This window comes from Rossellomorea sp. NRS-1567 (assembly GCF_050467885.1).
GTDB lineage: Bacteria > Bacillota > Bacilli > Bacillales > Bacillaceae_B > Rossellomorea > Rossellomorea aquimaris_C.
In genome coordinates, this window is sequence record NZ_JBITPL010000033.1 from 1 (window position 1) to 7392 (window position 7392).

The following is a 7392-nucleotide window of genomic DNA, read 5'->3' on the forward strand; positions in this document are numbered from 1 at the left end:
TGTTCAGTTTTCAAGGTTCAAGGCTTGTCCACTCCGCTCTGAAGCGACTTTATTAATATAACATATCTTTCACTCTCGCGTCAACAACTTTTTTGCATTTATTTTTTCGAAATGTTGTTTGTTGCATCAGCGACGTTTATAAATATAACATGCAGTTAATGTTATTGCAATATATTTTTAAGGAAAACTTCAAAAACTTAATCAATCACTTCTTTGTTCTGTTTAACAGCAAACCTCCATATACATTATTACTACGCATTCCTGAAAGGAGACCTTTTATTCATGCTTACCAACGTCGCATTATCTCTATCATTCATCATGGCTGTGTATCTGTTTGCGTATTCGTATGTACAAGCTCTTAAGATAAGCGAAAGCACTACTCCTGTAAGAGGAATGACCTTCATCTTTTCAGTGGTCATGGCGTTTGTGTTTTCTGGTTTTACATACGTATTTTCTTGAGGGAATGATTCTGTTAACGTTTATTGTTGAGCAAATTTAATAAAGGAGTAAAGGAGCGAAATGAACGCTTCCTTTACTCCTTTTTAATGCAGTTCCAGCAGCAACCCTTCTTCCTGGTGCGACTCACCGCCAATCGTTAACATCTCTTCCTTAATAAGTGCAGGCTTTAAGGCATAATAGAAATGTTTCGATGGATTCTCTTTCAACACCCATATCCACATAGAGTTGTATCCTTGTTTTTTAAGGCCTGCAGCGGCAATTCCGAAGAGCTCTTTCCAGATGCCTTCACCTTGATATTCTTCTAGAAGATAAATGGCATATAATTCTCCTTCGTACTCCCCTGAACGCTCTTTCCCAAATGAAACAAAGCCGACGATTTTCCCATCATCCAATTCACATACATACGTATGATGAGTTCCGGAAAGGATTTGTACCCACTTTTGTTCTCTTTCTTCTATTGATAAAGACTGAAGATAGTTTTCTGAAACGATTCCTTTGTACGTCGTTCTCCAGCTATGGATGTGTACGTATGCTAAACCGGGTGAGTCTTGAAGGTTTGCCTTTCTAAAGCGGAAGTTCTTCACTCTTTTTCACCTCGTTGACTTTTTGGACCATCTTTTTTAACTTCCTTTCTTCTATTAAGAAGAAGGTAACGCCGATGATAATGACAAGACCGCCAACCACTTGAGTCATTATCACTTTTTCAGCTAAGAGCCAATAAGCAAGGATTGAAGCGCCGATTGGTTCAAAGAGGATGGCCATAGAGATGGTTGAGGTGCTTAACCACTTCAGGGACCAGTTGAATAATGAATGACCTAATAGTGTCGGGATGATGGCAAGTAATAGAAAGTAGACCCAATCCTCTTTCGGATATGGCCCTAGGCTTTCGGAACGCATCATGACATATAAGAATAAAACGACTGAGCTTATCGCATAGACCAAATACGTGTAGGTAATGAGGGACAGCCGTTTCCTTATCGTCTGCCCGAATAACAGGTATCCTGTTACAAGAGCGCACGCCACCAAGGCTAAAATATCTCCCCATAGCGCGCTTCCGCTTATTTTAAAATCTCCCCAGCTTATGATGATACTCCCACTAACAGCTAAAACCGCCGAGATGATGGCTCTCCCGGTTAATTTCTCTTGAAAGAACAAGTAAGCCCCGATAAAAGCGAATAATGGCTGCAATGTGACGAGTACCGTAGAACTGGCAACAGAAGTATAGTTTAAGGATTCAAACCAGAGTATGAAGTGAAAGGCCAGAAAGACCCCGGCTAAAATGGAAAACATCCAATCTCTTAGAGTAATAACTTTCAGTTCCTTCACATACTTTAAGAAAAATACAGGGGACATTAATAGAACTGTGAAAAACAACCGGTAAAAGGCCAACACACCTGCTGGTGCACTCGATACTTTTACCAGGATGGCAGAGGTTGATACGGAGATGACTCCGATTGCGAGTAATAGATACGGATTAACCTTTGTGTCTGACATGACAAACCTCCTGATATGTATTCGTTGCTCCTATTTTATAATCAGCGGGGGTAAATTACTACATGAATTTTCAGGGATAAATGTAGAACTGGAGGGGCTTGATGGAACTATTAGATACGACATTTATGATAAAGCTGGGTGTATCTGCGGTATTAGGGTTAATTATTGGGCTGGAGAGAGAATTAAAGCGAAAGCCTGTAGGTTTAAAGACGTCTCTCGTTATATGTATCGTGAGCTGTTTATTAACGATTGTCTCTATTGAGTCTGCTTATATTTCTGAGGGATCGGATAAAGTAAATATCACGATGGATCCTTTGCGACTGGCAGCTCAGATTGTTTCAGGGATTGGTTTCTTGGGTGCCGGTGTCATTTTACGAAGAGGGAATGACAGCATTTCCGGGTTAACGACAGCAGCAATGATCTGGGGAGCGGCAGGAATCGGAATTGCTGTTGGAGCCGGTTTCTACATGGAAGCTACCGCAGGTGTGATTCTCTTGATAGTCTCCGTCGAAGTGGTGCCTATCATTATTACGTATTTAGGTCCCAAACGATTGCGGGAAAAAGAGCTGTCCTTACGTGCTACGATCTTGGAGAAAAAAGAGATCAAATCGATCATTGAACGAATCAAAGCTGAAGAAATTTCTATTGAGAATATCCGGATCAAAGACTTAAAGAATCAGCAGCACCTTTTGGAATTGAAAATCATTGTGGACTTCAGAAAAAAGACGGTAGATATTTACTATACGATTTCAGAAATCGAAGGGATAAAAGATGTAGAAATTGAAAGCTTATAGAAGTTGAGGAATGAGGATGCATGAACACCCTCGTTCCTTTTTTTATTTTTTGTGAAGCTGGAACTTTTTCACACAGTCTAAATCTTGGACAACTTCCAACACTTCATTAAACTGAAGGGCACTTGGAGTTAGTATAAGAAGGGAGTATTTAAAGGCCTCCACCCCCTCCATTTCATCTCCTTCTTCAATCTGGTATTGAGTGATCTCAATTCCATGATCATGAAGGGCATCATTTATTGATGTGATATTCCCCTTTCCCTTTTGCACGACCAGACTAAGGAGAAGCAGCTTCTTATGCTTCACTTTTTCCTTATAAAAGCTTTCCAGGTTGTTCAAGAAAAATAATGTTATCACAATCACCAGGGTTGTAAAAATGGCCAGGTAGTACATCCCAATCCCTACTACCAACCCTAAGCCTGCAACAACCCAAATACTGGCGGCAGTGGTTAAACCTCTAACCGTCACACCTCCATGGACCATAATCGTTCCCGCACCAAGAAAGCCGATTCCGGAAATAACATAGGAGGGAATCCGACTTGGATCGAAACCTACTAATTGAGGATGTTCGTCTAAAAACGGTTCAAACCCATATAAGGAAACAAGCATCAATAAACAGGAGCCGACACCTACAAGAATATGAGTGCGTAAACCAGCGGGGTGATTTTTAAATTCCCTCTCTATACCAATTAAGCCGCTCAGTAGAACGATTAACATAATGCGAATAAGAGCAGTGTAAAACTCATCTGGAATCTCCAGAAATTCTATCATCTCCATAGCCTTTCCCCTCTCCATCATCTACCTATACTTTTTACCTGGAATGAACCTTTTAAAACGCAAAAATCAAAAAAACCAGGTGGAGATCACCTGGTTCTTTCATGAATCATTTAATCGGCTTCTTTAATAACCCAACCATCACGGCTGTAATGAAAGAACCAATCAGTACTGCTAACAGATACAAGAACGGATTCCCTTCTACTACCGGGAATACGAATAATCCACCGTGTGGGGCAGGTAATCCAATTCCAAAGAACATCGCTAACGCTCCTGCAACCGCTGAACCTGTCACAATAGAGGGGATGACCCGGAATGGATCGGCTGCAGCAAACGGAATCGCTCCTTCTGTAATAAAGGATGCTCCCATAAAGTAAGCCGCGATACCCGCTTTTCGCTCATTATCATTGAACTTCTTCTTGAATATTGTCGTAGCCAGGGCCAGCCCCAGCGGCGGTACCATTCCACCCGCCATGATAGCCGCATGAGGAGCAAGGCTTCCTCCTTCAATCATGGCAATCCCGAATGTAAAGGCCGCTTTGTTGATCGGACCTCCCATGTCGACTGCCATCATTCCACCAAGAACAAGTCCGAGTAAAATCAAGTTCCCTGTCCCTAATCCATCCAACCAGTTTTGAATACCCGTGTTGACTGCACTCAGAGGCTCCACCAGGAACTGAAGCATGATGAATCCAGTAATGAAAATTCCCAGCAACGGATAGATCAATACCGGTTTGATTCCTTCCAATGAAGGAGGGAAATTGTTTGTTAAACGCTTGATTCCAAGAACTACATAACCTGCTAAGAAACCGGCAATAATTCCACCTAAGAATCCGCTTTGACCCGTTGCAGCAATCAACCCGCCAATCATACCAGGGGCAAATCCAGGTCGATCAGCTATACTCATGGCAATGAATCCCGCCAATACAGGAACCATTAAGTAGAAAGCATTGTCTCCACCGATTTTCATTAGCATGGCGGCAAATTCATTGTACTCAGGAGAATCAGGATTCGCTGACTGAATGCCGAACAAGAACGAGATCGCAATCAGGATCCCTCCACCTACAACAAATGGAAGCATGTTGGAAACACCATTCATCAGATGCTTGTAAAAGCCTGACTTTTGTTTTTTCTCAGGACCAGCATGAGTCTCACCAGATTGCTCTCTACCTTTATATATGGCCGCATCTTGTTTCATAGCCTGATTCAATAATTCTTCAGGACGTCTAATCGCTTCAGCCACAGGAACTTCAATCACAGACTTTCCTTTAAATCGATTCATTTCCACTTTCGTATCGGCAGCTACGATTATAGCTACAGCGTTTTCAATTTCTTCAGAAGTTAAGACGTTCTTTGCTCCACCAGATCCGTTCGTCTCTACTTTTACATTCACACCCATTTCTTTCGCTTTGGCTTTCAGAGCATCTGCTGCCATATACGTATGAGCAATCCCTGTAGGACATGCCGTTACAGCCAGGACCTTTCCTTCGTTTGTGGAAGCTTCAGCAGGAACCTCTTCCTCTTCCTCTTGATCATGAACATTAATAATCTCTAATACTTCTTCTTTTGATGAAGCATTCAGTAATGCTTTGCGAACATCGGGGTCCATCAACATCGAAGAAAGACGGCTTAACGCTTCTAAATGTGTTTGATTGGCCCCTTCTGTTGCTGCAATCATGAAGAACAAATGTGCAGGAGTCCCATCGAGAGATTCATAGTCTACTCCTTCTGCTGATTTGCCGAATGCAATAGCAGGTGCTTTGACTGCCGATGTTTTCGCGTGGGGAATAGCGATTCCTTCCCCGATACCCGTCGTACTTTGAGCCTCGCGATTAAGGATCGCTTGTTTAAATTCTTCAGGGTCCTCTAGCTTCCCGCTTTTATCCAATACGGAAACCAATTCATCGATAACGCCCGTTTTGGATGCAGAAGATATATTTAGCTGAATCGTATCTTTCGTCAATAATTCCGTAATTCTCATGTTTGTTCCCCCCTATTTTTTCGTAATCTGAATTTCTTCAAATAAGCTTTCCACTTTCTCCGATGAGCAAAGACCGATTGAATAAGCAGTAGCAGATCCAGCCGAGGTTCCTAAGCGGAATGCATCCTCAATGCTCCAGCCCCTTGATAGTCCCGCAAGGAATCCGGCAACGGTAGAATCTCCTGCTCCGACCGAGCTTTGCAACTCTCCACTTGGTACGGAAGAATACAATACCTCTTTACCGGTCAGTAAGAGGGCACCTTTTTCAGCCATTGAAACCATCACGTTTTCTACTCCGTAATCCTTCAACTTCTTTCCGTAGTGAACCGCATCATCAACTGACTCAATCTTCACATCAAACATCTCCCCCAGCTCATGATGATTCGGTTTGATCAAGAAGGGATTCAAGGAAAGAACCGGTTGAATCAAGTTCTTCTCGGCATCGATAATCACTTTCGTTCCTTGTTCCTTACATTGCTCAGCAATCTCCTGGTAAAATGATTTAGGCACCGATCCAGGTATGCTTCCCGCCAGAACGATCATGTCTTCTTCTGTTAAAGATGATATTTGCTGGAGTAATTGCTGTATATGTGCCTCACGAATAGATGGTCCACTACCGTTGATTTCCGTTTCATCATCAGACTTAACCTTCACGTTAATTCGTGAAGCTTCTTCTACTTCGACAAATTCAGTTTTTATCTTTTCTTTATTTAAAAATTGTTTAATGTACTCACCGGTAAATCCTCCTGCAAATCCAAGAGCAACACTTTCTACATTCAGCACATGCAAAACACGAGAAACATTGATTCCTTTGCCTCCTGGAAATGCACTTTCTTTCTCACTTCGGTTTAGACCGCCTTTTTGAAAGGAATCAAGTTCCATAATGTAATCGACAGAAGGGTTCAGTGTTAAAGTATATATCATGGTGTCACAACCTTTATCGTAGTTTGTTTCAACATTGCCGTATCGTGTTCGTCATCCAGTGCATTCGTTATAATCATGGCTTTATCAAGGTCCACAATTTTGCTAAAAGCGATTTCTCCAAACTTGGAGTCGTCCGTTAAAAACATCGCTTCCCTTGATAACTCAATCGCCATCCGTTTTACCTGGGCCTCTTCGGGATCCGGCGTCGTGAATCCATATTGAGCATGAACCCCGTTGGCTCCCATAAATGCTTTATCAAATCGATACTGCTGTAAGGATTCCACCGCCGCACTTCCGACCATCGCTCTTGTCACCGGCTTTACGTATCCGCCGATCATATACGTTTTAAAGCCTTTTTGAAGGAGTGTGTCCACATGGGTCAAACCGTTCGTTACAACCACAATATCCATTTGCGGAAGATGGTCGATGAGACTCAAGGTCGTCGTACCGGCGTCCAAAAAGATGCAATCGCCCTCTTCTACCAGGGAAGCAGCATATTGACCGATCGATTGCTTTTCATGAAAGCTTTTGGATGATTTTTCAGAAACGCTCAATTCCTTCAGTTTCCCTTGAAGCCTCGCAGCCCCACCGTGGATACGTTTCAGAAATTTTTCTTGCTCGAGCTGTGTTAAGTCCCGGCGGATCGTTGACTCAGAAGCGTTCGTAACATCCACAATCTCTTGGATTTTTATCGCATCTTTCTCCTTCAATAAGTCTAAGATGATTCGATGTCGTTCCTCCGTTAACATAGCACTCTCCTACTTTCTCCGTTTCTTGTTACTTTCATTATAATGAGAACGGTTACAAAAATCAATCATTTTTAATCAAAAGTAATCATTTTCTATCATGAAACATTCAAAAGCGATCAGATATTTATCTTTTAATAAAGCTCTTTTAGTAAAGTTTGTTGCTTATTGTAGAGGAGAAAGAACTAGTTGATTTCCGCTACAGGATGCTCGCTTTCCGCGG

General features: G+C 42.2%; 8 protein-coding genes. 2 read left to right on the forward strand and 6 right to left on the reverse strand.

Annotation, left to right across the window (positions count from 1 at the left end; translation table 11 throughout):
• The first annotated feature begins 282 nt into the window (after positions 1-282).
• Positions 283-459 carry a hypothetical protein gene (locus ACIFOD_RS21990; protein ID WP_181778077.1) on the forward strand — a complete coding sequence of 59 codons (177 nt, stop codon included), beginning with the start codon at positions 283-285 and terminating at the stop codon, positions 457-459.
• 83 nt (positions 460-542) lie between these two features.
• Here the strand turns inward: ACIFOD_RS21990 and ACIFOD_RS21995 are convergent, their stop codons facing one another.
• Positions 543-1043 (reverse strand): N-acetyltransferase family protein, encoded by a 501-nt coding sequence (locus ACIFOD_RS21995; protein ID WP_430316279.1) that lies wholly within the window; start codon positions 1041-1043, stop codon positions 543-545.
• Complete coding sequence (locus ACIFOD_RS22000; protein ID WP_430316280.1) at positions 1024-1953, reverse strand: DMT family transporter; 930 nt, start codon at positions 1951-1953, stop codon at positions 1024-1026. Before ACIFOD_RS22000 ends, ACIFOD_RS21995 begins: the two co-directional genes overlap by 20 nt.
• Positions 1954-2054: 101 nt before the next feature.
• Here ACIFOD_RS22000 and ACIFOD_RS22005 point away from each other — a divergent pair, with 101 nt between their 5' ends.
• A complete protein-coding gene (locus ACIFOD_RS22005; RefSeq protein WP_113968801.1) occupies positions 2055-2747 on the forward strand; it encodes an MgtC/SapB family protein in 693 nt (230 codons plus the stop codon).
• Positions 2748-2789: 42 nt separating this feature from the next.
• On the opposite strand, the gene ACIFOD_RS22010 is transcribed toward ACIFOD_RS22005, so the two are convergent.
• The 4 genes from ACIFOD_RS22010 to ACIFOD_RS22025 form a co-directional block, all read right to left on the reverse strand.
• Positions 2790-3521 (reverse strand): MgtC/SapB family protein, encoded by a 732-nt coding sequence (locus tag ACIFOD_RS22010; protein ID WP_430316281.1) that lies wholly within the window; start codon positions 3519-3521, stop codon positions 2790-2792.
• A gap of 106 nt (positions 3522-3627) precedes the next feature.
• Positions 3628-5499 carry a PTS fructose transporter subunit IIABC gene (locus tag ACIFOD_RS22015; protein WP_430316282.1) on the reverse strand — a complete coding sequence of 624 codons (1872 nt, stop codon included), beginning with the start codon at positions 5497-5499 and terminating at the stop codon, positions 3628-3630.
• Between the two features lie 12 nt (positions 5500-5511).
• Positions 5512-6423 (reverse strand): 1-phosphofructokinase, encoded by a 912-nt coding sequence (gene pfkB, locus ACIFOD_RS22020; protein WP_430316283.1) that lies wholly within the window; start codon positions 6421-6423, stop codon positions 5512-5514.
• On the reverse strand, positions 6420-7172 hold the full coding sequence (locus tag ACIFOD_RS22025; RefSeq protein ID WP_430316284.1) for a DeoR/GlpR family DNA-binding transcription regulator: 753 nt from the start codon (positions 7170-7172) through the stop codon (positions 6420-6422). Before ACIFOD_RS22025 ends, pfkB begins: the two co-directional genes overlap by 4 nt.
• Positions 7173-7392: the final 220 nt, after the last annotated feature.

Bases quoted from the DNA above. Each gene is read 5' to 3' on its own strand.
- ACIFOD_RS21990 (WP_181778077.1), top strand. From the start codon at position 283: ATGCTTACCAACGTCGCATTATCTCTATCATTCATCATGGCTGTGTAT.
- ACIFOD_RS22000 (WP_430316280.1), bottom strand. From the start codon at position 1,953: ATGTCAGACACAAAGGTTAATCCGTATCTATTACTCGCAATCGGAGTC.
- ACIFOD_RS22005 (WP_113968801.1), top strand. From the start codon at position 2,055: ATGGAACTATTAGATACGACATTTATGATAAAGCTGGGTGTATCTGCG.
- ACIFOD_RS22010 (WP_430316281.1), bottom strand. From the start codon at position 3,521: ATGGAGATGATAGAATTTCTGGAGATTCCAGATGAGTTTTACACTGCT.
- ACIFOD_RS22015 (WP_430316282.1), bottom strand. From the start codon at position 5,499: ATGAGAATTACGGAATTATTGACGAAAGATACGATTCAGCTAAATATA.
- pfkB (WP_430316283.1), bottom strand. From the start codon at position 6,423: ATGATATATACTTTAACACTGAACCCTTCTGTCGATTACATTATGGAA.
- ACIFOD_RS22025 (WP_430316284.1), bottom strand. From the start codon at position 7,172: ATGTTAACGGAGGAACGACATCGAATCATCTTAGACTTATTGAAGGAG.